This is a genomic window from Longimicrobium sp., assembly GCF_048594345.1.
In the GTDB taxonomy this organism is placed as follows: Bacteria; Gemmatimonadota; Gemmatimonadetes; order Longimicrobiales; family Longimicrobiaceae; genus Longimicrobium.
Genome location: NZ_JBMDXM010000014.1, coordinates 1 through 22089 on the forward strand (window position 1 = coordinate 1; position 22089 = coordinate 22089).

At 69.8% G+C, this 22089-nt stretch carries 25 protein-coding genes; 15 read left to right on the forward strand and 10 right to left on the reverse strand.

Annotation, left to right across the window (positions count from 1 at the left end; all coding sequences use genetic code 11):
- From ACOJUJ_RS01150 to ACOJUJ_RS01165, 4 genes are all read left to right on the forward strand, one after another.
- A partial coding sequence (locus tag ACOJUJ_RS01150) for a HEAT repeat domain-containing protein (RefSeq protein ID WP_420125000.1) occupies window positions 1–961 on the forward strand: 961 nt, incomplete at its 5' end.
- Window positions 961–1803, forward strand: coding sequence for a CheR family methyltransferase (locus tag ACOJUJ_RS01155; protein WP_420125001.1), 843 nt, complete (start codon window positions 961–963; stop codon window positions 1801–1803). The genes ACOJUJ_RS01150 and ACOJUJ_RS01155, both read left to right, overlap by 1 nt.
- Window positions 1800–2849: a chemotaxis-specific protein-glutamate methyltransferase CheB gene (gene cheB, locus ACOJUJ_RS01160; protein ID WP_420125002.1), complete on the forward strand. Its 1050-nt coding sequence runs from the start codon at window positions 1800–1802 to the stop codon at window positions 2847–2849. The genes ACOJUJ_RS01155 and cheB overlap by 4 nt, the downstream gene beginning before the upstream one ends.
- On the forward strand, window positions 2849–4435 hold the full coding sequence (locus tag ACOJUJ_RS01165) for an ATP-binding protein (RefSeq protein ID WP_420125003.1): 1587 nt from the start codon (window positions 2849–2851) through the stop codon (window positions 4433–4435). The genes cheB and ACOJUJ_RS01165 overlap by 1 nt, the downstream gene beginning before the upstream one ends.
- A 238-nt stretch (window positions 4436–4673) precedes the next feature.
- Here the strand turns inward: ACOJUJ_RS01165 and ACOJUJ_RS01170 are convergent, their stop codons facing one another.
- The 10 genes from ACOJUJ_RS01170 to ACOJUJ_RS01215 form a co-directional block, all read right to left on the reverse strand.
- Window positions 4674–6131: an MATE family efflux transporter gene (locus ACOJUJ_RS01170; RefSeq protein WP_420125004.1), complete on the reverse strand. Its 1458-nt coding sequence runs from the start codon at window positions 6129–6131 to the stop codon at window positions 4674–4676.
- A gap of 54 nt (window positions 6132–6185) precedes the next feature.
- Window positions 6186–6485: a DUF2277 domain-containing protein gene (locus ACOJUJ_RS01175; protein ID WP_420125005.1), complete on the reverse strand. Its 300-nt coding sequence runs from the start codon at window positions 6483–6485 to the stop codon at window positions 6186–6188.
- 437 nt (window positions 6486–6922) lie between these two features.
- Complete coding sequence (locus ACOJUJ_RS01180) at window positions 6923–8185, reverse strand: RNA polymerase sigma factor (RefSeq protein ID WP_420125028.1); 1263 nt, start codon at window positions 8183–8185, stop codon at window positions 6923–6925.
- A gap of 155 nt (window positions 8186–8340) precedes the next feature.
- Window positions 8341–8739: a VOC family protein gene (locus ACOJUJ_RS01185; protein WP_420125006.1), complete on the reverse strand. Its 399-nt coding sequence runs from the start codon at window positions 8737–8739 to the stop codon at window positions 8341–8343.
- Window positions 8740–8758: 19 nt separating this feature from the next.
- Window positions 8759–9304, reverse strand: coding sequence for an SRPBCC family protein (locus tag ACOJUJ_RS01190; protein WP_420125007.1), 546 nt, complete (start codon window positions 9302–9304; stop codon window positions 8759–8761).
- Between the two features lie 359 nt (window positions 9305–9663).
- Window positions 9664–10077, reverse strand: a complete 414-nt coding sequence (locus tag ACOJUJ_RS01195) for a VOC family protein (RefSeq protein ID WP_420125008.1) — start codon at window positions 10075–10077, stop codon at window positions 9664–9666.
- A 107-nt stretch (window positions 10078–10184) separates the two neighbouring features.
- Window positions 10185–10601: a YciI family protein gene (locus ACOJUJ_RS01200; protein ID WP_420125009.1), complete on the reverse strand. Its 417-nt coding sequence runs from the start codon at window positions 10599–10601 to the stop codon at window positions 10185–10187.
- A 550-nt stretch (window positions 10602–11151) separates the two neighbouring features.
- Window positions 11152–11547 (reverse strand): YciI family protein, encoded by a 396-nt coding sequence (locus ACOJUJ_RS01205; RefSeq protein WP_420125010.1) that lies wholly within the window; start codon window positions 11545–11547, stop codon window positions 11152–11154.
- 309 nt (window positions 11548–11856) lie between these two features.
- Window positions 11857–12249, reverse strand: a complete 393-nt coding sequence (locus ACOJUJ_RS01210) for a YciI family protein (RefSeq protein WP_420125011.1) — start codon at window positions 12247–12249, stop codon at window positions 11857–11859.
- Window positions 12250–12352: 103 nt separating this feature from the next.
- Window positions 12353–12775: a YciI family protein gene (locus tag ACOJUJ_RS01215; RefSeq protein ID WP_420125012.1), complete on the reverse strand. Its 423-nt coding sequence runs from the start codon at window positions 12773–12775 to the stop codon at window positions 12353–12355.
- Window positions 12776–13668: 893 nt separating this feature from the next.
- Between ACOJUJ_RS01215 and ACOJUJ_RS01220 the strand changes: the two genes are divergently transcribed.
- From ACOJUJ_RS01220 to ACOJUJ_RS01270, 11 genes are all read left to right on the forward strand, one after another.
- Window positions 13669–14034: a phage holin family protein gene (locus ACOJUJ_RS01220; RefSeq protein WP_420125013.1), complete on the forward strand. Its 366-nt coding sequence runs from the start codon at window positions 13669–13671 to the stop codon at window positions 14032–14034.
- Complete coding sequence (locus ACOJUJ_RS01225) at window positions 14024–14641, forward strand: hypothetical protein (protein ID WP_420125014.1); 618 nt, start codon at window positions 14024–14026, stop codon at window positions 14639–14641. The genes ACOJUJ_RS01220 and ACOJUJ_RS01225 overlap by 11 nt, the downstream gene beginning before the upstream one ends.
- 76 nt (window positions 14642–14717) lie before the next feature.
- Window positions 14718–15164: an Rrf2 family transcriptional regulator gene (locus tag ACOJUJ_RS01230; protein ID WP_420125015.1), complete on the forward strand. Its 447-nt coding sequence runs from the start codon at window positions 14718–14720 to the stop codon at window positions 15162–15164.
- Between the two features lie 154 nt (window positions 15165–15318).
- Complete coding sequence (locus tag ACOJUJ_RS01235; protein ID WP_420125016.1) at window positions 15319–16176, forward strand: SDR family oxidoreductase; 858 nt, start codon at window positions 15319–15321, stop codon at window positions 16174–16176.
- A 1003-nt stretch (window positions 16177–17179) separates the two neighbouring features.
- Window positions 17180–17686 (forward strand): YceD family protein, encoded by a 507-nt coding sequence (locus tag ACOJUJ_RS01240; protein WP_420125017.1) that lies wholly within the window; start codon window positions 17180–17182, stop codon window positions 17684–17686.
- 33 nt (window positions 17687–17719) lie between these two features.
- Window positions 17720–17902 (forward strand): 50S ribosomal protein L32, encoded by a 183-nt coding sequence (gene rpmF, locus ACOJUJ_RS01245; RefSeq protein WP_420125018.1) that lies wholly within the window; start codon window positions 17720–17722, stop codon window positions 17900–17902.
- Window positions 17903–17929: 27 nt separating this feature from the next.
- Entirely contained in the window at window positions 17930–18925 is a 996-nt protein-coding gene (plsX, locus tag ACOJUJ_RS01250) for a phosphate acyltransferase PlsX (protein ID WP_420125019.1), read from the forward strand.
- Entirely contained in the window at window positions 18922–19917 is a 996-nt protein-coding gene (locus ACOJUJ_RS01255; RefSeq protein ID WP_420125020.1) for a beta-ketoacyl-ACP synthase III, read from the forward strand. The genes plsX and ACOJUJ_RS01255 overlap by 4 nt, the downstream gene beginning before the upstream one ends.
- Window positions 19917–20888: an ACP S-malonyltransferase gene (gene fabD, locus ACOJUJ_RS01260; protein WP_420125021.1), complete on the forward strand. Its 972-nt coding sequence runs from the start codon at window positions 19917–19919 to the stop codon at window positions 20886–20888. Before ACOJUJ_RS01255 ends, fabD begins: the two co-directional genes overlap by 1 nt.
- Before the next feature lie 139 nt (window positions 20889–21027).
- Complete coding sequence (fabG, locus tag ACOJUJ_RS01265; protein ID WP_420125022.1) at window positions 21028–21762, forward strand: 3-oxoacyl-ACP reductase FabG; 735 nt, start codon at window positions 21028–21030, stop codon at window positions 21760–21762.
- Between the two features lie 67 nt (window positions 21763–21829).
- Complete coding sequence (locus ACOJUJ_RS01270) at window positions 21830–22069, forward strand: acyl carrier protein (protein WP_420125023.1); 240 nt, start codon at window positions 21830–21832, stop codon at window positions 22067–22069.
- Window positions 22070–22089 lie beyond the last annotated feature (20 nt).

Consider the following 22089-nt stretch of genomic DNA (forward strand, 5'->3'; position numbering starts at 1 on the left):
GGCGGCGGCGGCGCTGGGGCTGCTCCCCGCGCAGACCGCGCTGGACGTCCTTCTTCCCCGCGTGGAGGCGGCGGATGCGGCGCAGCGCGAAGAGCTGCTCGCCGCCCTGCCCCCGCTCCCGGACCGCGCCGCCGCCGCCCGCGTGGCCGCGCTGCTGGGGGACGCGGACGCGGAGGTGCGCGCCACGGCGGCCGAGGCGCTGGCCCGAGCGCGGCCGGAGGCGGACGCGCAGGGGGTGCTGGCGGAGGCGCTGGCGGCCCCGGCTCGAAGGGCGGGCGCGGCCGCGGCGCTGGGCCGCCTTCCCGGCGGCGCCTGTGCCCAGCTGGCGCCGCTGCTGGGCGACGCCTCGGCGGAAACGCGGCGTGCGGCGGCGGAGGGGATCGCCCGCTGCCCGGGCGACGAGGCGCGCGACGCCGTGGCCGCCGCGCTGGCGCGGGAATCCGATCCCGCCGTGCTGCGCGCCCTGGCCGCCGCGGCCGCGGTGACGGGCGGCGCGGACGCGGTGTCCGCGCTGGCGGCGCTCACGGATTCCGCGGACGCGGGGGTGTGCTTTGCCGCGGTGCGCGCGCTGGGGCGGACGGGTGCGCCCGAGGCGCTGGGGCCGCTGCTGGCGGTGCTGGGCAGGGCGGGGGACCCCGGGACGGAAGCGGCCGCGCTGCACGCCCTGGGCGAGCTGGGCGATCCCCGCGGCGCGGAGGCCGCGGCCACCCGGCTTGAGGGGGCGGACCGGGACCTGCGCCGCGTGGCCGCCGTCGCCATCCGCAAGATGGCGCCGGAGGGCACCGCCGAGCGGCTGGTGCGCGCCCTGGGCGACGCGGACTGGAGGGTGCGCCTTGCCGCGGCCCGTACGCTGGAGCGGGTGCACGCGCCCGAGGCCGCGGACGCCCTGCGCGCCGCCGCGGAGCGCGACGCCGACCCGCTGGTGCGGCGGGCGGCCGTCCGCGCGCTGGGGGCGGGGTGATGGCGGTACCGCTGCTGGACGAGGAGTTTCGCCTGTGGGCGGAGTGGATCGGGGAAGAGCTGGGACACCGGTGGGGCCCGGAGCGGCGCGAGATCCTGCGCACCCGCCTGGAGCCGCGCCGCGCCGCGCTGGGGCTGGAAAGCTTCGACGCGCTCCTCTTCCACCTGCGCTTCCATCCGGAGCGCGAGGCGGAGCGGGCGCGGCTGGTGCCGCACCTGACCAACAACGAAAGCTACTTCTGCCGCGAGCGGGGCAGCCTGGAAGTCATCCGCGACGAGGTGCTGCCGGAGCTGGCCGGCCGCCTGGGCGCCGGGGGGCAGGCCCGGCTGCTGAGCGCCGCCTGCGCCGCGGGGGAGGAAGCGTACACGCTGTCCATCCTGGCGCGCGAGTCCGGCTTCACCGGCCCCGGCACGCTGCGGGTGACGGGGATGGACGTGGATCCCGCCGCGCTGGACAAGGCCCAGGCCGGCGTCTACGGCACCCACGCCTTCCGGGGGACGGATCCGGGCTGGCGCGACCGCTGGTTCGACCCGCGGGGGGAGGAAGCGTGGGAGGTGAAGCCGGAGGTGCGCGCGCCCGTCCGCTTTCTTCCCGGCAACCTGGTCCGCGATGGATGGTGGAACGGGCTGCCGCCCCAGCACCTGGTGCTTTGCCGCAACGTGATGATCTACTTCGACGAGGCCGCCGTGCTCAAGGCCGCGCAGGGGCTGTGGGAGGCGCTGGCGCCTGGTGGATACCTGTTCCTGGGGCATGCCGAAAGCCTGCGCCACGTCCCCGTTCCCTTCGAGCTGCAGCGGCGTCCCGGCGCCCTGTTCTACCGCCGGCCGGAGGAGGACGCGTGAGCGGGCCCGCGCGCGTGCTGCTGGTGGACGACAGCGCCTTCGTGCGGCGGGCCACGGAGCGCATGCTGGCGCCGCTGGCCGGCGTGTCCGTCGTGGGCGCGGCCAAGGACGGGGAAGAGGCGGTGCGTCAGGTGCGCGCGCTGCGCCCGGACCTGGTGATCATGGACGTGGACATGCCCGGGGTGGACGGCATCGCCGCCCTGGAGCGCATCATGCGCGAATGCCCCACACCCGTCCTTCTTCTTTCCTCCCACACGCGCGAGGGGGCCGACGTGACGCTGCGCGCGCTGGAAGCCGGCGCGGTGGACTTTCTGGACAAAACGGGCGCGGGGACGGCGATGGACATCCACGCCCTGGGCCCCATGCTGCGGGACAAGGTGGGGGCCATGCTCCGCGCCCGGACCGCGGCGCTGGAGCCCGTCCCCGCCGCCGGGCGCGACGCCGGGACCGCCGCCGCGGCGGCCGGGACGCGGGCCGGCGCGTACCGCGTCGTCGCCATCGGCTCGTCCACGGGCGGGCCGCGCGCGCTGGCGGAGCTGATCCCCGCGCTCCCCGCCGGCCTGGCCAGCGCCGTCGTCATCGCCCAGCACATGCCCATGGGGTTCACCGAAACGCTTGCGGAGCGCCTGGACCGCCGCAGCCGCCTGCGCGTGGCCGAGGCGCGCGACGGCGACCCGCTCCTCCCCGGCACCGTGCTCATCGCCCCCGGCGGACGGCAGATGCGGGTGGAGCGCGCGGACGGCGCCCTGGTGGCGCGGGTGTACGACGACGGCGCCGCGCTGCACCGGCCGTCGGTGGACCGCCTGTTCGAGTCCGTGGCCGCCGCGGCGGGGTCGGCGTGCGTGGGCGTGGTGCTCACGGGGATGGGAAGCGACGGCGCCGCCGGGCTGCGCTGCATCCGCGACGCGGGAGGGCGGGGGCTGGTGGAGAGCGCGCGGACGGCGGTGATCAACGGGATGCCCGCGGCCGCGCGCGAATGGGCCGAGCGTGACGTGCCCCTGGAGGAGATGGCGGGGGTGCTGGCGCAGATGGTGGGGGTGGCCTGATGCCGCGCGTCCTTGTCGTCGACGACCAGAAGGTTTCGCGTGCCACGGTGGCGGCCATCCTGGGCTCCGCCGGCTACGCGGTGGAAAGCGCGTCGTCCGGGCCCGAGGGGATCGAGCGGGCGCGCGCCGCCTGCCCCGACGTGATCGTGCTGGACGTGCAGATGCCGGAGATGGACGGCTTCGAGGTGGTGGCGCGCCTCAAGCAGGACGCGTCCACCGCCTCCATCCCCATCCTGCTGCTGACCGCCCAGGCGCCCACGGACGAGCTGCTGGTGCGCGGTCTGGACGCCGGCGCCTACGACTTCCTGAACAAGGGGTGCAGCCGGGCCGAGCTGCTGGCGCGCGTGGGGGTGATGGCGCGCATCAAGCGCGGCTACGACGAGCTGGAGTCGGTGGCGCGCGTCTCCGGCCTGGCGCTGGAGGCGGGCGACCTGCAGGCGCTGGCGGACGGCGTGTCGCTGCAGGTGCAGCGCACCTTCCGGGCGGATTCCGTGCTCCTCAACCTGCCTGGCGACAGCGGGTTGACGGAGGTGCGCGCGGGGTGCGGGATGGTGCCGCGCGACCCGCGCTGGTTCGTGACGGTGGACCTGGTGCTGGACCGCGTGGTCTGCCGCCCCGGCGCGCCCGCGGTGCGGCTGGAGCCGGACGGGGAGTGGCCGTACCCCTTTGGCGCCGGGGCCGCGGTGTGCGTGTGCCGCTCCGCCGGCGGGCCCGCCGTGCTGGCCGCGTTTCGCGACGACGGCGCGCCGTTCGGGGACGAAGACCTGGAGCTGCTGGCGCTGCTGGGGCAGCAGGCCACGGTGGCGCTGGACAACACGGTGCTGCACGCGCAGACGCGGCAGCAGGCGCGCACGCTGCGCGAGCAGGCGGCCGCGCTGGAGCACGCCATGACGGAGCGGTCGCGCTTTTTTGCCAGCATGAGCCACGAGCTGCGCACCCCCATCAACGCCATCCTGGGCTACGGCGAGCTGCTGCGCGAGGGCGTGTACGGCGACCTGTCCACCACGCAGAGCGGCGCGCTGGACCGCGTGGTGCGCAGCGGCCGCCACCTGCTGGAGCTGGTGAACGACGTGCTCGACATCTCCAAGCTCGAGGCGGGCAAGCTGGAGATCTATCCCGAGCCCACCGAGCTGGGGGTGCTGCTGCGCGAGGTGGCGGCCACCGTCGAGCTGCAGGCCAAGGAAAAGAAGCTGGCGCTGGACCTGGCGCTGGGCGCCCCCGTGACGGTGGTGACCGACCCCGGCCGTGTGCGGCAGATCGCGCTGAACCTGCTGTCCAACGCGGTCAAGTTCACGGACCAGGGGGGCGTGCGGGTTGTGCTCTCGGTGGTGGGCCGCTGGGCCGAGGTGCGGGTGGAGGATACGGGCCCGGGAATCGATCCGGAGGACCAGGAGCGCGTGTTCGCCGAGTTCGAGCAGACGCGCGGCTCGGCGGGCCGTGGCGGCACCGGCCTGGGGCTGCCGATCTCGCGCCGGCTGGCCGGCCTGCTGGGCGGCAGCCTTGTGTTGCAGAGCACGCCGGGCGTGGGCTCCGTCTTCACCCTGCGCCTTCCTCTCGCCCCGCTCGCCGCGCCGCCGGCGGAGTAGGACAAAAAGACAGGGTCTCACACGGAGTCAACGGAGTCAACGGAGTTTGTTCGTTCCGTTACTGCTGGCTCCGTGCGTTCTTCATACCTTCACAGAAGGTCGCACGCAGAGTTAGCGGAGTTACCAGAGTTCTGTTTCGATCCATTTCCCTCGCATCGGCCAATCGGCACGGCGTCTGGAGAATGGCACGAGAAAACTCCGTTGACTCCGTTAACTCCGTGTGAGGCCTTCTTTTCTTTTACCGCGCCGGCGCGCCGATGTCGACCACGATGCGGCGCCAGGCGCCCTGACGAAAGCGGATCACGCTCAGCACACAGCGGAACAGGTGGCCGCACAGGATGGCGATCCAGACGTGGATCGGCAGCAGCGTGCCCGTCTGCTGGATGACGAAGCAGATGCCCAGCGGCACCGCCACCTGCGAGATGATGGAGATGTACAGCGGGCCCTTGGTGTCGCCCGTCCCCTGCAGCGCGCCGGTGTAGGTCAGCGCCACGGCGATAAAGATGCCCGACACGCTCAGCACCCGCAGCAGCTGCACGCCGATCTCCACCACGGCCGGCTCGTTGATGCCGAACATCCCCAGCAGCTGGTGGGGAATGAGGAAGAACATCGCGCCCAGCGCGCCCGCCACGTACATGGCGATGCGCGCCGCCACCGCCACGCCGTGCGCGGCGCGGTCCGGCTGGCTGGCGCCCAGGTTCTGCCCGGCGACGGCGGCCGCGGCGCCCATCAGCCCCATCGCCATCCACGTCACCAGCGAGAACAGCTGGCCGTAGCCCACCACGAACGCCGCCTGCGCCGGCGCGCTCAGCGCCAGCGAGCCGATGAACGACAGCATCAGCACGCCGCCCACGTTCATCGCGATCCCCTGGATCCCCGTCGGCAGGCCAAAGCGGAACAGCGAGCGGATGACGGTCCAGTCCGGCGACCACCCCTGGCCGCGGGGGAACGCCACCACCCATCCGCCACTCCACAGCTTGTACAGCGAGTACAGCGCGACCAGGCCGCTGGCGATGCACGTCCCCATCGCCGAGCCCACGGTGCCGAACGCCGGGATCGGCCCCAGCCCGCGGATAAGCACCACGTTCAGCACCAGGTTCAGCGCCGTCATGGCCACGCCCAGCACCATGGGCGTGCGCGCGTCGCCCGCCGAGCGCAGGGCGCCGCTCAGCATGAAGAAGATGAGCATCCCGCTGCTGAACAGGAACATCACCCGCAGAAACGGCAGCGCCTCGGCCTTTACCTCGGGCGCGGCGTTCACCAGGTCCAGCAGGTACGGCGACAGAAAGTACCCCGCCGGGGCCATGATCCCGATCGCGATGCCGATCGCCGTGATGAACGCCTGGTAGACGGTGCGGTTCACCTTCTCCTCGTCGCCCTGGCCCACGAAGCGCGCCACCAGCACGCTCATCCCCGAGAACAGCGAGGAGATGAAGACGATGACCACCAGAAAGATCTGGAACGACACGCCGATGGCCGCGTTGGCCTGGTAGCCCACCAGGTGCCCCACCAGCACGTGGTCCACCATCCCCTGCAGCCCGCTGATGACGTTGGTCACCATGGTGGGCCACGCCAGCTTCCACACGGCGCGCGGCAGCGGCCCCTCGATGATGGACCGGTCGTAGCGCCGCGCTTTGGGCGCGGGCGCTTCGGCGGGGGCTTGATCAGGAGTGGCGGGTGCGGCGATATCGGTCAACGGGTCCTCACGCAGGAGGGGCGGGAAGGTCGGGTGGGCGGTGCCGGTGCCGCGTCAGCTGGTCGCGGCGGAGGCGCGCTGTCCGGGGCGCGAAAAGCGCTTGGCGCTGCGCGCGCGGGCCTTGCGCGCCTCGGTCTCGCGGTCGCGCGGCGGGGCCTTGGTTTCCATCGAATCCAGCAGCCGGCGGGCGGAGGCGGTCACCTCCTCCACGGCGGCGTCAAAGGCGGCTTCGTTGGCCCTGGACGGCCGCGTGCTGCCGCTGATCTTGCGGACGAACTGCAGCGCCGCCGCCCGCACCTCGTCGTCGCTGGCGGGCGGCTCGAAGTTCGCCAGCACTTTGATGTTACGGCACATGGCGATGCTCCCGTTTTCGTGTACCCGGCTCGCGGACCGAATCCGTCCGCGCGCGGCAGCCTGTAAACTACACCATTCGCGTCATCCCTGCACCCGGTCGGGTGAATGAGTCCGCGGGCCTGTGTTCATAAAGGTTGCGGGTGTGCGCCCCGTCAGGATGACCGTGTGCGTCCGAAGGGGAAGCTGGTCAGGTTTGGCGACCCCCCTCGGGACTACCGTCGGCCCTACCTGTCATCCTGAGAGAGGCGCCGCCCGCACCCGTCGGTAACGCGCAAAAGCATGTGCGCCGACCGAAGGATCTCCGTCCGCAGCGCCTTAAAGCCTGCCCTACGCCACGTCCGCATGGCTCCCGGAGGCTGGGTCTGGCGCGACCCGACAGAGATCCTTCGGTCGCGCGCAACCTCCTGTGAGCGGTGTGACGGAGGTCTCCCCGACGCCTACGCCTCCACCGCGTTGCAGCCGGCGGCGCGGTCCAGCAGCAGGCGGCGCTCGCGGGCGTTCTGCGTCAGCGCGGCCGCGCGCTCGAACTCGGCGCGGGCTTCGTCCATCCGCCCCAGCTTATAGAGCAGGTCGCCGCGCACGCTGGGGAGCAGGTGGTAGTTCTTGAGCGATGGCTCCGCCGCGATCTCGTCCACGATCTCCAGCCCGCTCGCCGGGCCGAACGCCATCCCCATCGCCACCGCGCGGTTCAACTCCACCACGGGCGATTGGGCCATCGCCGAAAGCTCATCGTACAGTTCGGCGATGCGCACCCAGTCGGTCTGGTCCGCGGCGCGGGCGCGAGCGTGGCAGGCGGCGATGGCGGCCTGCAGCGCGTATGGCCCGTGCGCGCCGCCGAGGGCTTCCGCGCGCTCCAGCGCCGCCAGCCCGCGGCGGATGAGGATGTAGTCCCAGCGCGCGCGGTCCTGGTCCAGCAGCAGCACCGGCTCGCCCGTGGATCCGGTGCGGGCGCGCAGCCGCGAGGCCTGGATCTCCATCAGCGCCACCAGCCCGTGCACCTCCGGCTCCTTCGGAGACAGCTCCGCGAGGATGCGGCCCAGGCGCAGCGCGTCCTCGCACAGGGCCGGGCGCATCCAGTCGTCCCCCGCCGTGGCGGAGTATCCTTCGTTGAAGATCAGGTAGATCACACCCAGCACGGACGACAGGCGCTCCGCCAGCTCCGCCCCGCGCGGCACCTCGAAAGGGACGCGCTTTTCCGTGAGCGTTTTTTTCGCCCGCACAATCCGCTGCTGCAGGGTGGGCACCGGCGTCAGAAAGGCGCGCGCGATCTCTTCCGTCGTCAACCCGCCCAGCATGCGCAGGGTAAGGGCGACCCGCGCCTCCTGCGTGAGCACGGGGTGGCAGCAGGTAAACACCAGCCGCAGCAGGTCGTCGCCGATCGGGTCGTCCAGGGCCGCGTCAAGGTCCGGCACGGCCGCCTCCTGCTGGGCCTCCAGCTCCACGCCCAGCTCGGCGTGCTTGCGCTCCAACATCTTGCCGCGCCTGAACTGGTCGATGGCGCGGCGTTTGGCCGTGGACATGAGCCACGCGCCTGGGTTGGAGGGCACGCCGGTCTGCGGCCACTTTTCCAGCGCGGCCAGCAGCGCGTCCTGTGCCAGGTCTTCGGCCAGGCCCACGTCGCGCGTCATCCGCGCCAGGCCCGCGATCAGGCGGGCCGACTCGATTCTCCACACCGCGTCGATGGCGCGGTGCACGTCCATGGTCGTCGTCACGCGACAGAGGATAGCGCGCGCGCCCGCCAGCGCAAGCCGGGGCAGGGCACGCGGCGCCCCCGGCGCGCCTCTGGTGACGCGGCCCGAACACCCGGTTCGTGCGCTGGCGGATCATGACAGCCACTTCGTGCGTGCGCTGGCGCTCAGGAGCCGGTGAGAAAGAAGCGGTTGCCGTCCGGATCGATCAGCCAGGTGGCTTTGTCGCCCCACGGCGTGCCCTCCGGCGGCCCGCTGAAACGCACCCCGCGCTCCAAAAGCGTGGCGTAGGTGCCGTCCACGTCTTCCACGGCGAAGGAGATCCCGCTGGCGCCCTCCATCCCCCGGCCGCGGGTGATTCCCACGCCGGGCTCGCCGCCCAGCACGGCCACGGGCCCCAGCACCAGTTCCGCCTGGCCGCCCGGGGGCGCCACGGTCAGAAACCGGTACCCGTCGCCCATCATGGCGTCGATCCGCTTTTCCCAACCCAGCGTGTTGACGTAAAAGTCCAGTGCCCGCTCCTGGTCGGAGACGAGGATGGTGGTGGAGTGGATGTAGCTGATCATCTGCGTGTCTCCCTGATGGTCAGTACGCGGGGGCGGACGGATGCCGCTCCGCGATTGTCTTGAGGTTGGCCAGCCCGGCTTCGAAGTCCTTGCCCACCAGCCTGTCGAGGTTGATCAGCACGCCCATCACCTTGTTGATGAAGGGGTTGGGTCCCTCCATCGCCCACGTGACCTCGGTGCCGGCGCCGTGCGGCTGCAGGGTGAAGGTGGTGACGTTGCTCGCCTTGAACGGACGGGTGAACTCCAGGTTGATGGCGATGCGCTGGGGCGACGTTTCGGTCATCTCCATCCGCCCCGCGCCAGCCTTCTTGTTCCCCTCCCACGCGTACACGGCGCCCCGCCCGGTCGCGGCGCCGCTGTACGTCTTTTTCATCTCCGGATCCAGCTTTTCGTACGGCGACCAGTCCGCCCATTTGCGAAAGTCGCTGATGAGCGGATGGATCCGTTCCGGCGGCGCGTCGATGACGGCGCTGCGGTGCATGCGAAAAGTGTCGGGCCTGCGGGCGGCGACGCCCAGCACGCCCGCGACGGCGGCGCCCGCGGCGATGGCGACGAATTGCAGCATGGCTCTGCTCGCGATGGTGAAAAGGGGCGGGGCTCTGGAGCCCCGCGGTGTCAGCTGTTCTGCGTGGAGGATGCGAATCCCCGAATGTTGATTTTCTGAGGGAGTGCCACACCTCACCGGATCCCACCTGAGGCCAGCTGTCATCCTGAGGGAGCGCACGCCCATAACTCTCATGATCACAAAAGCTTGCGCGCGACCGAAGGATCTTTGTCGGGTTGCGCAAGACCCAGCCCTCGGGAGCCGTTCAAGTCCCTTGCTCAGGCAGACGAGATCCTTCGGTCGGCACCAAACTGCATTGTGGAAGCAGGGTGCCGAGTGGCGCCTCCCTCAGGAAATCAACGCTACGTTTTTCAGCCCCCTCAGCTGTTCTGCTTGATCGGCGAGCCGAAGGCCCAGCCGTGGCCGTAGGGATCCACCACCTCGCCAAAGCGGTCGCCCCAGAACTGGTCGGCGATCTCCGTCCGCACCGTAGCGCCGGCCTCCAGCGCGCGGTTGTACCACGTGTCGGCGTCATCGACGGCCAGGAACATGGTCACGCCGCGCGGCCCCTCGCCCAGCGACACGCCGTATTCCGGAAACTCGTCGGACATGAAGACGTCGCCGTTGTTGATGCGCAGGTGGCAGTGCATCAGCTTGCCGCTCGCCTCATCCGGCATGCGCATCACCTCCTCGGCGTTGAAGGCGCGGCGGTACCACTCCGCGGCCTCACTGGCGCCGCGGATCATCAGGTAGGGGGTCACGCCCTGCGGCACGGGACGGTTCATTTCGGCCATGGTTGATCTCCGGATGGGTGGATGTGGATCGTGCGTCCTGCCCCTGCGTCGAACGGGGCAGCGCGAAATCGACAGATGGATTTCGCGGCGCCCGAATCACTCGTGGACTACCGGGCGGCCAGCTGCTCGCGGAGGCGGGCGTGGTGCTCGATCCCCTCGCCTTCGCCAAGCTCCGAAAGCTCGTAGACCTGGCGAAGCTCCAGCTCCACGTTGCCGTGCCCGTCCAGCGTGGGCCACCGCTTCACCCACTCCAGCGCCTCTTCGCGCGACGCCACCTGGATGAGCGTGTAGCCGGCGATCATCTCCTTGGCCTCGGTGAACGGCCCGTCGGTGATGATCGGCTTGCCGTTATCGAAGCGGATGCGTGCACCTTTGGACGAGGGATGCAGCCCGTCGCCGCCCAGCATGACGCCGGCGTTGATCATCTCCTCGTTGTACCGGGCCATCGCTTCGATCAGCGCTTCGCTGGCCTTTGCGCCCGCCTCGGTTTCCGCGTCCGCCTTGCGGATGATCATGAAGCGCATCGTCGTGTCCTTGCTGAGGATCCGGGTGTGTGTGGCCTGCTGTGCCTCGCCGCTCTATCCATGCGACGAACGGAGGATGACGAGATCGACATCGTGCTCGCCTTTCTGCTTTCGAGATGAGAGTCATCCTGAGGGAGCGCCGCGCGCAACCGTAACCTGCACCGAGATTTGCGCGCCGACCGAAGGACCTTCTCTCAGCCTTCGTGAGGCACGCGTTTTCGCGGAGATTCAGCCCCTCGACCCGGCTGCCAAGGTCCTTCGGTCGGCGCTAGGCTGATTCGTATAAACAGGATGCAGCGTGGCGCCTCCCTCAGGATGACGGTTCGCGTGGCGTGTTGGAGGTTGGACAAAACCCTCTCAAAATCACCAAGCGGAAAACGACGCCAGCGAGACAGGGCCGCCGGACCACCGTAAGGTCCAGCGGCCCTGAGCCGTTTGTGCGGTTGAAGCCGCGTCCCGCGAGCGCGGCGAGTGGAAGACGGGGCTTATCGCTTTCCCAGCAGCGGGTTTACCCGCTCATCCTCGCCCGCTCATCCGTCTGCCTTCGACGCTACGCCATCACTGCCGCGCGGACCGACTGCACGCCGGCTTCTACCGCGTCGCCCTTGGGCTCGAAGGCTTCGCGCACTTCGGCGCTTCCCTGGCCGGCGATGTGGAGAAACTGCTCGGCAAGGTCGATGGCGGCGTCCTTGGACGGCACCTGCACCAGCGCAAAGCCGGCGATCAGCTCCTTGGCCTCGGTGAACGGGCCGTCCAGCACGTTCCGCTTTCCGCCGTTCAGCCGCACGCGCGCGCCCTTTTCGCTGGGCTTGAGCCCTTCATAGCCCAGCAGCACGCCCGTGCTCTGCAGCTGGCCGATGAAGGTGCCCATCGCGTCCAGGTCCAGGCACGGCGGCACGTCCACCTCGGAGTCGCCGTCGTTCCGGAACATGATCATGTAGCGCATCGTCGGGATCTCCCTGGTACTCAGGTTCGGCGCAGCGCGGATGCTCACCGCCGCATATCCGTCATTCACTCTGTATACTGCCGCACCGGGTTCCATCCCGCAAGATTCCCGAAGACGCCACGTTGAGCACACTTTGAAGCTCTTGGGTTCAATCAGGCAAAAGAAGGGGGTCTCACGCAGAGTTAGCAGAGTGAGCAGAGTTTTCACGTGCCGTTTCCTCGTGATTCTGCCCGAGGGACACCACGTAGAACTCCGTTGACTCCGTTAACTCCGTGTGAGGCCTTCTTTTGCTTTGGAAATACGGCGCGGCTAGTTCGGCGCGGCGGACTGCAACTCCGCATGGGTGATGCAGGGGGCGTCGAAGTCGCCCTCCTCGTACAGGCGGCGGATCTCGCACTCGCCGTCACCGGCCACGGCGATGAAGCGGCGGCCCATCTCGATGGCCTCTTCCAGCGAATCCGCCTGCAGGATCGCGAACCCGCCCACCACCTCCTTGGCCTCGGCGAACGGGCCGTCGGTCACGCTCACGGTGTTGCCCTCGCGGCGGATGCGCGCGCCGAAGGCGGTGGGCAGGCAGCCTTCGGTGGCCAGCACGGCGCCGGAGGCCATCGCCTCCGCCACGTAGGCGCCCATCTCCGCCATCTCTTCCGGCGTGGGAGGCGTGGTGCGCTCGACGGTCTTGTAGATGGAAAGGAATCGCATGGCGTTGTCTCCCGGTTGGGCGGTGGGGAGCCGGGGTGCCGGGCGCGTTTTCGCCCGGCGGCTGTCCGGCTCCGCTGTGTCAGTCTGCGTGGTCCGGCGCCGATCACGCACGCGCGGCGGCGACCTGCTCGCGGAGGCGTTCCTCGGCCTCGCGCAGCTCGCCGGTGGGATCGCTGGGGGCAAAGTCCTCGGCCTCGAACACGCGGCGGATCTCCACCTCGCCCTCCTTGAAGGGAATGCGCTTTACCCACTCCACCGCCTCTTCCGGCGATTTGACCTGGATGAGCCAGAAGCCGGCTAGCAGTTCCTTCGTCTCCGTGAACGGGCCGTCCACCACGGTGCGGTCCGGGCCGTCGAAGCGGACGCGGTGGCCGCGGGACGAGGGGTGCAGCCCTTCGCCGGCCAGCAGCACGCCGGCCTTGACCAGTTCCTCGTTGTACTTGCCCATCTCGGCCAGCTCATCGTGGCTGGGAAGGGTGCCGGCCTCGGACTCGGCGTTGGCCTTGACCAGGATCATGAAGCGCATCGTCGTTCTCCATTCGGAGGTTGCGGGGCCGGTCCGGCGGTGTGCCGTTCCGTTGCTCTACCCACACGACGAACGGGCTGCACCGAAATCGACAGGGGTGTCGAAGAAAGTTTTGGGAGGACGGCCAAGGGCGAATCAATTCGCGGCAACAACGACACGAAGTCCGCCTTCGCGGACAGGCGGGCTCGGCGAGAGCCGACAGCGTGGTGGGCGTGGCGGGGTTGGGGGTAAGGCCAAGCCAGCGTGTCAGTCGGATGTGTGCGGCGTCCAGGCACCCGCGCGTCGGCAACCAGTGTGGCGGCAGGCATCGTCTCAGCGGTTGAAACCGCGGCTGGAAAATCACGAAGGCCGCCTTCGCGGACTGGGTGATCGGGCACCCGTGCGTCGGTGCAGCGCCGCAAACTGTGATTTCGATGGAACGCCGCGCTGCACCTGCCGATCCTCCGAATCCGCCGCGCGACACAAATCTACTCTCCGCATGCTCGTGGCCGGAGGATGCACTCCACCGCCGCGGCTACAGTCCGCGAAGGCGGACTTTGCGATTTTCCAGCGGCGAATTTATTCGCTCCTGGTGCGGACTCGGCGACCGCGCGGTGTGCTGCGTCCCGGGCACCGGCGTGTCCGCCCCCACACGTACGCGTGCCCGTAACTCCCGGACACCCGCACTCGCACTCTCGCACTCTCGCACTCTCGCGCCCTCACACCCTCACACCCTCACACCCTCACACCCTCACACCCTCACACCCTCACACCCTCACACCCTCACTCCCGCCTTCCCGCACTCACGCACTCACCCACTTTCGCACTTCCCCCCGCGCCGACACTTTTCCGCCCGCACCGGCGTACGACGCATCAGCATCGCCGCGCATCCACCCGCAATCACCAACACTGCCGTGAACCTGATCTTTCGCTGGATCGCCTCCGCGCTGGCCGTGGGGCTGGCGGTCTACCTGCTTCCGGGGCTTGAGTACGACGGGCGCATCGAGACGCTGTTCGTCGTCGCGCTCATCCTGGGCTTGGTGAACGCCGTCGTGCGGCCCATCATCAAGGCGCTGGCGTGCGGCATCATCGTGCTTACGCTGGGGCTGGCGCTGTTCATCATCAACGCCGCCATGCTGTACCTCACCAGCTACATCGCGGGTGAGTTCGGGTACGGCTTCCACGTCCGCGACTTCATCTCCGCCATCATCGGCTCGCTGGTCATCAGCCTGGCCACGTGGTTCCTGTCCATGCTCATCAAGGACAAGGGTGATCGATAGCGGCGCGGACGGCGTCCTGCGGCTGGACGCCGGCGGGTTGCAACTGGCGCTCTGGATCGATCACACGTTTTCCCGCGGATCCGCCGCCAACGTGCGCACGTACGCGCGTGAGGCGGTGGTGACGGAGGATCCGTACTCTCGCGCGCTGGGCATGGCGGTGCTGCGGGATGGTCGGGAGATCGCGTCGGCGGTGCTGATCGTGGCGGCGTGGTGCCCCGACGCGCAGGAAAGCTCCATCATCGTGCGGTCTGACGCGCTGTACCTTCCCGCGGGGCCGCACGTCGTCGCGCTGCACCTGCCGTCGCTGGAAACGCGGTGGGTGCGCGAGGTGGAGGGCGCCTGCATCTTCGGGATGATGGAGATCGACGACGCCGACGCGCTGCTGGTGCACGGCGAGCTGGAGATCACCCGGCTGGGGATGGATGGCGAGGTCCAGTGGCAGCGCGGCGGCTTCGACATCTTTACCGGGGGATGCTGGACGCGGGACGGCGTGGTGTACGCCGTAGACTGGATCGGCGCCGAGTACCGCTGGCGCCTGTCCGACGGTGAACCCGTGGGCGTCACCCCTGGCGCGCATCCACCGGGCTGGGCCGGCGCGACGGACTGATCCTACGCCCATGCGCCCCTGGAACGCGCGGGTTGACGGCGACGGTGTGTGTTACTAGATTGGATACACACAGGAGGTGCAGATGAACAGCCGGTTTGCCGTCGCGGTCCACATCCTTACGCTGATCGCCGCTGGCGAGGGACAGCCGGTCACCTCGGAGTACATCGCGGGGAGCGTGAACACCAACGCGTCGCTTGTGCGGCGGCTTCTGTCGCAGCTTACGCGGGCGGGGCTCACCACGTCGCAGATGGGCACCGGGGGGGGCGCGCTGCTGGCGCGGCCGGCGGACCAGATTACCCTGGGCGACGTGTACCGGGCGCTGGACGAGGGAGAGATCTTCGCCCTGCACCGCGAGCCGCCCAGCCCCGCGTGCCCCGTGGGACGCAACATTCAGGCGGTGCTGGAAGCGCGGTTCGACGCCGCGGCGCACGCCATGGAGCAGGAGCTGGATCGTACCACCATCGCCGACACCACGGCTGAGATCGGTGAACGCGAGGAGCAGGCGGCGGTGAAGGACGGCTGATTTCCGCAGGTCCGTAAATGTATCTATTTCGGATACACACGGGCGCGGCGCGGCGGAACGGAGGAGTCGTGTCCCCGGACCGGCACTGAAACGGCGGCTCGCGTGGAGCCGCCCGAACATCACATCACGCCCGGCAACCGGGCAGGGAGCCAACATGATCGCCGTAACCGGATCTACGGGCCACTTCGGCCGCATTGTGATCGAGAACCTGCTGGAGCGCGGCATCGCCCCCGACCACATCGTCGCCTTGGCGCGCAACCCGGAGAAGGCGGCCGGCTTTGCCGCCCGCGGCGTGCAGGTGCGCCAGGCGGACTATGAGAAGCCGGAAACGCTCGTCGCGGCGCTGCAGGGGGTGGAAAAGCTGCTCTTTGTCTCCGGGAGCGAGGCGGGGCAGCGCATCCCGCAGCACCAGAACGTGGTGGATGCCGCAAAGCAGGCGGGCGTGCGGCTGATCGCCTACACCAGCATCGCCAACGCCGGCACCAGCGGGTTGCAGCTGGCGGTGGAGCACAAGGCCACGGAGGAGATGATCCGCCAGTCGGGGATCCCGTTCGTCTTCCTGCGCAACAACTGGTACCTGGAAAACTACACGGGGAACCTGGCATCGACCGTTGAGCACGGCGTGCTGCTGGGGAGCGCGGACGAGGGCCGGCTGAGCGCCGCCACCCGCGCCGATCTGGCCATCGCCGCCGGCGCGGTGAGCGCGGGCGAGGGGCACGAGGGCAAGATCTACGAGCTGGGCGGCGACGTGGCGTTCACCATGCCCGAGCTGGCGGAGGTGATCTCGCGCGAGAGCGGCCGCCCCGTGGAGTACCGCAACCTTCCGGAGGACGCGTACGCCCAGGCACTGGCCGGGTTTGGCCTGCCGGAGGCGTTCGCGCGCATCCTCGCCGACTCGGATCGCGGCATCGCGCGCGGCGACCTGTTCACCGACAGCGGCGACCTGTCCCGCCTGCTCGGCCGCCCGACCACCACGCCCGCGGAGGCTGTCGGCGCCGCGCTGCGGGTGTGATGGTGTGATGGTGTGATGGAGTGATGGAGTGATGGAGTGATGGAGTGATGGAGTGATGGAGTGATGGAGTGATGGAGTGATGGGAGTGAGCGGATGGGCTGGTGCGTGTCGCATCGTCTGGTGCGCGAGCACACGCCCATCCGTTGTCACCCGCATTCCACAAACGCAGACGAGCCCCCCTCCCTCGCCGGGAAGAGGGGCTCGACCCTTCCGACCCGTCACGGGCAGAGGCGGCAGGGGCGCGTCTTCTGGCACCATTCGATCCCCTCCTCGCAGTAGCAGTAGACCGGGGTCGAGCTTGGACACGTCAGGCGCGATTCCTCGGCGGCCCTTGCCTCCGCCGTCGCCTGGGTAGCTCCGAAGCCTAGCGACGCGAACACCGCGGCTCCGGAGAGGAGTTGGAGCTTCCGCCTGGAGATTCGGCTCATAAGGATTCCTCCGCGCGACGAGAAAACGCGACCAGCGCGATCCGAAGCGATCGCCGAAATATGAAGACGCAAAACGTGTGCTCTGCTTGAGCGGATACGCGGGAAACCGAGGCGCCGAGGCAGCCACCTCCGTCTACGCGCGGCTCAAAGCGATCCGTGGCGACGACTTGCTTTTCGACGGCAGTTGAACGCCTGGGGCAATCGAACTGAACGTGCGCGATACCGGGACGCGTGGAAGTACTGTCTGAGGGATGGATACGACGCCGCGGGCGACGCCGAGCACGCGAGCGCGCCGACCGCCGATGGCTGGAGCTGAACCCGGAGAACGAGACCGCACGCGAATGCTGCGGACGCTGTCGCCGCCCGACCCTGGCGCCGGGGTGGCGATCCCGCCCGTTCACCCGCTCACCCCTTCACCCGTTCACCGGTTCACCAACCATCCGGCACCGAACGTGCACCCCGCGCGGCATCCGGTGTACGAAGCTACGCACCTTCGTGCCCACGAACCTTCGCACCCATCGCCAAACCGCCCGGTCCGTTGACAGGACGCGGTTTTGCGAGTAGTTTTACGGTTTATGCTGAATGTCAGCCTCACCGCGCTGGACCGCGGAGAAGTACACGTCCGGGAGCAGGTTCAGCCGGACGACCCGATGTGGGAAGGCGCGGAGCTGACGCTCGCCGAGCCTCTGGACGTGGATCTGACCGCGCGTGAGGTTGGCGAGGGCGTGTTCGTGCGCGGCCGGCTCCGCACCACGGTGCGGCTTGCCTGCCGCCGCTGTCTTTCGTCCGTGGAGCAGCCGGTGGACGACGCCGTCGACCTGCTGTACATGAGGCTGGATCCGGAAGACGACGAGGCCGAGGGAGAGGTGTACCCGCTCCCCGCCCGTGGAGACGAGCTGGACCTGCGCGATGCCGTGCGCGAACAGCTGCTCCTGCGGGCACCGCGGTTTGCGCTGTGCCGCGAGGAGTGCCGGGGGCTGTGCCCCAGCTGCGGCGCCGATCGCAACCACGAAGACTGCGCGTGCGTACCCGAGCCGGCCTCGAGCCCGTGGGACGCGCTGAAGAACGTGACGTTCGACTGATCAACCACCGACGATAGCAGCAGGGGAGCTCCCATGGCCGTACCGAAGCGACGCCAGTCCAAGCAGCGCCAGCGCAAGCGCCGCACGCACGTGAAGGCGGCGATGCCGGCTTTCAACGCGTGCCCGCAGTGCGGCGACCCGCACCTTCCCCACCGCGTCTGCGCAAACTGCGGGTACTACCGCAAGGAGCAGCGCGTCGAAGTTTCCGAGTTCTAAGCCCACCGGCGCAAAGAACCGGAAAAGATGCGGATCGCGCTGGACGCGATGGGCTCCGACCGTGCCCCGGCCGTTGAGGTCGAGGGGGCGGTCGGAGCTTTGCTTGCACGCAGCGACGACGTGCGCGTCGTCCTGGTGGGCGACAGCGAGCGGATCGAGGCCGAGCTGGCGCGTTTTCCCGACGCGCCGCGCGACCGGCTTGAGATCGTGCACGCCAGCGAGGTGATCGAGATGGGCGAGGCCCCTGCGACGGCGATCCGTCGCAAGCGGGACTCGTCCATCGTCGTTGGCGTAAACCTGCTCAAGGCGGGCCAGGTAGACGCCTTCATCAGCGCCGGCAGCACGGGCGCGGTGATGGCGGCGTCGCTGGTCATCCTGCGCACCATCGCCGGGGTGGACCGCCCGCCGGTGGGCGCGCGCATCCCCACGGCCACCGGCCGCTGCCTGGCGCTGGACGTGGGCGCCAACGTCGACACCAAGCCCCACCAGCTGGTGCAGTTTGCCCAGCTGGGGAGCGTGTATGCCCAGGACATCCTGGGCATCGACAACCCCCGCGTAGGGCTGCTCAACATCGGCACCGAGCCCGAAAAGGGGAACGAGGCCGTCGTCGAGGCGCACCAGCTGCTGGCCCGGACGGACCTCAACTTCATCGGCAACGTGGAGGGGCGCGAGATCGTGAGCGGCCACTGCGACGTGCTGGTGGCCGACGGGTTCGTGGGCAACGTGCTTCTTAAGTTCTACGAGTCGGTGGCCGGCCTCATCACCTCCATGCTGCGGCGCGAGTTTGCCGAGGCGGGAGTGGAGATGGACCTGGACCGCGCCTTTCGCCGGCTCGACTACGCCGCGACCGGCGGCGCCCCGCTCCTGGGCGTCAACGGTGTCGTCATCATCTGCCACGGCGGCTCGCCTCCGCTTGCCATCACCAACGCCATCGACGTGGCCGCGCAGTCCGTGTCGCGCCGCATGGTGGACCACATGGCGGCGCGGCTGGCCAGGCCGTCCGAGGGCAAGGCAGCGCAATGATCCAGTCCAGGCTTCCCCGGGCCCGCGTCGTCTCGACCGGGCGGTTCAACCCTCCGCGCATCGTCACCAACCACGAGCTCGAGTCGCTCGTGGACACCAACGACGAGTGGATCCGCACCCGCACGGGCATCCGCGAGCGCCGCATCGCCGACAAGGACGTGCACGCGGCCGACATGGCGGCGGCGGCCGGGCGCATCGCCATGGAGCGCGCCGGGATCACGGCGGAGGGGCTGGACATGATCCTCCTTTCCACCGCCACCCCGGATCGTCTCCTTCCCTCCACCGCCTGCGACGTGCAGGCGCTGCTGGGGGCGCGCAACGCGGCGGCGTACGACTACGCCACGGCGTGCAGCGGCTTTCTGTACGGCCTGTCGATGGCGGAGGCGCACATCGCCAGCGGCCAGGCCGAGACGGTGCTGGTGTGCGCGACGGAAAAGATGTCGTCCATCGTCGACTGGACCGACCGCACCACCTGCGTCCTCTTTGGCGACGGCGCCGGCGCGGCGGTGGTGCAGAAGGCCACGGACGAGCGCGGCATCATGAGCACCTTCATGAAGAGCGACGGCACGCTGGCGGAGCTGCTGTGGCGCCCCGGCGGCGGCTCGCGCATCCCGCTGGACATCGCGGTGCTGGATGAGCGCTCGCACTACGTGAAGATGGCGGGCCCCGAGGTCTTCAAGAGCGCCGTGCGCGCCATGTGCGAGGCGGCGGAGACGGCCATGGCGCGCGCCGGCGTGACCAGCGACGACATCGACCTGCTGGTGCCGCACCAGGCCAACATCCGCATCATCGAGGCGACGGCCAAGTACGCGCGGATGCCCATGGAAAAGGTGTACGTGAACGTGGACCGCTTCGGCAACATGTCATCCGCATCCATCCCCGTGGCGCTGGACGAGGCGTGCGAGCTGGGGCGCATTCAGCCCGGCTCGCTGGTGCTGATGGTGGCGTTTGGCGCCGGCTTTACGTGGGCCGCCAACGTGGTGCGCTTCTGATGGGCGGCGAGCGCATCGCCCTGCTCTTTCCCGGGCAGGGCTCCCAGGCGGTGGGGATGGGACAGGACCTGGCGGAGCGCTTTCCCGCCGCGCGCGCGATCTTCGAGGAGGCGGACGACGCCCTGGGCTTCGCGCTGTCGCGGCTGATGTGGGAAGGGCCGGCGGAAGAGCTGACGCTGACCGTGAACGCCCAGCCCGCGCTGCTCACCCACAGCGCGGCCGTCTGGGCGGTGCTGCGGCAGGCCGACCTGGACGTCGTCTGCGCGGGCGGACACTCGCTGGGCGAGTTCAGCGCCTACCACGCGGCCGGATCGATGTCGTTTGCCGACGCGGTGCGCACGGTGCGCCGCCGCGGCGAGCTGATGCTGGAGGGCGGCACGGCGCGGCCGGGAACGATGGCGGCGGTGCTGGGGCTGGACGACGAGGTGGTAGAAGGCGTCTGCCGCGAAGCGTCCACGGACGATTCGGTGGTGGTCCCCGCCAACTTCAACACCCCCGGCCAGGTGGTGGTCTCCGGCGACACGGCGGCGGTGGAGCGCGTGGCGCCCATGCTGGTGTCCGCGGGCGCCAAGAAGGTGCAGCCGCTGACGGTTTCCGGCGCGTTCCACTCGCCCCTGATGAAGGTGGCGGAGGCGGGGCTGCAGGCGCAGCTGGAGGCGATCGGCTTTCGCGATCCCGCGTTCGCCGTCATCAGCAACGTGACGGCGCACGCGGTCACCGACGCGGGCGAGGCGCGCGCGCTGCTGGTGGACCAGCTGACGTCGCCCGTGCGCTGGACGCAGTCGGTGCAGACCATGCTGCAGATGGGCGCGGAGCGGTTCCTGGAGGTGGGCGCCGGCAAGGTGCTCGTGGGGATGCTCAAGCGGATCGACCGGGCGGCCGAGGGACGCGGCGTGGCGGTGGGGACGGCGGACGCCATCGAGGCGCTGCTGAGCGGCGGCGCCCAGGGCCAGGGCTCGAGCGCCCCGTAGCGGCCTCGCGGGACAAGCTCGGCGGCGGCGGTGTCGCGCGGACCCCGTGCGAAGTGCGCGGAGTGGTGATATACTGCCCAGCTTCGAGCCCCGGGGCACGTGAGGCCCGGGCACCGGACACTCTTCTGACAGAGGCGGCGTGGAGCTACAGGGTCAGGTAGCGCTGGTCACCGGAGGATCGCGCGGCATCGGCCTGGCCATCGCGCGGGAACTGGCGGGCGCGGGGGCACGGGTGGCGGTGGTGGCGCGCGACGGGGCCCGGGCAGAGGCCGCGGCCGCGGAATTGCCCGGCGAGGGGCACCGCGGCTACGCCTGCGACGTGGCGGACCCGGAGGCGTGCAACGCACTGGTCAAGCAGGTGGAAGCCGACTTCGGCTCGCTGGACGTGCTGGTGAACAACGCCGGCGTCACGCGCGACAACGTGCTGATGCGCATCAAGGATGACGACTGGGACGCCGTCATCGACACCAACCTGCGCGGCGCCTTCAACCTGATGCGCGCGGCCAGCCGGGGGATGATGAAGCGGCGCGCGGGGCGCATCGTCAACATCAGCTCCGTGGTGGGCGTAACGGGGAACGCGGGGCAGGCCAACTACGCCGCGTCCAAGGCCGGGCTGATCGGAATGACCAAGTCGGTGGCCAAGGAGCTGGCGGCGCGGGGGGTTCTGGTCAACGCCGTCGCCCCCGGATACATTGAAACCGACATGACGGCGGACCTGCCCGAGGCCGCGCGGACGGCGCTGATGAACGGCATTGCGCTGCAGCGGCTGGGCAGGCCCGAGGACATTGCTCCCGCGGTGCGTTTCTTGGCGGGCCCGGGCGCGTCGTACATCACCGGGCAGGTGCTGGTGGTGGACGGTGGGATGGTGATGTAGGACGACCGAGCGGGCCCCGTCCATGGCCGGCGGCCCGGCACGCACAAACCAACCAGGAGCACGTGAAATGGCGGACATCGAGGCGAAGGTCAAGGAGATCATCATCAACGAGCTGGGCGTGGATGCCGAGAAGGTCACGCCGGAGGCCTCGTTCGTGGAGGACCTTGGCGCTGACTCGCTGGACACCGTGGAGCTGGTGATGGCCTTCGAGGAAGAGTTCGGGATGGAGATCCCGGACGAGGAAGCCGAGAAGCTGCGCACCGTCGGCGACGCCATCAGCTACATCCAGAACAACGCGCAGGCCTGAGGCCGCGGACCGTCCGCGCC